Consider the following 397-nt stretch of genomic DNA (forward strand, 5'->3'; position numbering starts at 1 on the left):
CGCGTAGTCGTTCGGGTTGGACACCGTCACGGCCGCCGAGAGCGTGGCGTCGTCGAGGGTCGTCGGACCCTCCACCCCCTGCACGACGAACTCGCCCGTGGTCCCCTCCTGGTCCGCCGGCAGGGTGACCGGGTGCGCGCCCGGCTCCTTGTCGACCCTGCAGGCGCGGCTGACCTACTGCGTGCCCTCCCCCTCGACCGTGCTCTCCATCGGCTCCCAGACCAGCGGGTCGGTGAACTCGACCTCGGTGGTCTCGCCCTCGACGAGCTCGGCGGACCGGGTGCGGTCCGCCGGCAGCAGGTAGCCGGGGGGCGCGACGGGCTCCTCGACCAGGTAGGTCCCGAAGTCGGCGATCTGCTCGACGGTGTAGGTCCCGTCCTCGCCGGTCACGACCGTG

General features: G+C 72.5%; 1 protein-coding gene. It reads right to left on the bottom strand.

Features of this window, described 5'->3' with window-relative positions; genetic code table 11:
- Positions 1-174: 174 nt before the first annotated feature.
- On the bottom strand, positions 175-397 hold a 223-nt coding region (locus V5O49_RS02015), incomplete at its 5' end, for a SpaA isopeptide-forming pilin-related protein (protein WP_332900766.1).

Source organism: Isoptericola haloaureus, from assembly GCF_036689775.1.
Lineage (GTDB): Bacteria > Actinomycetota > Actinomycetes > Actinomycetales > Cellulomonadaceae > Isoptericola > Isoptericola haloaureus.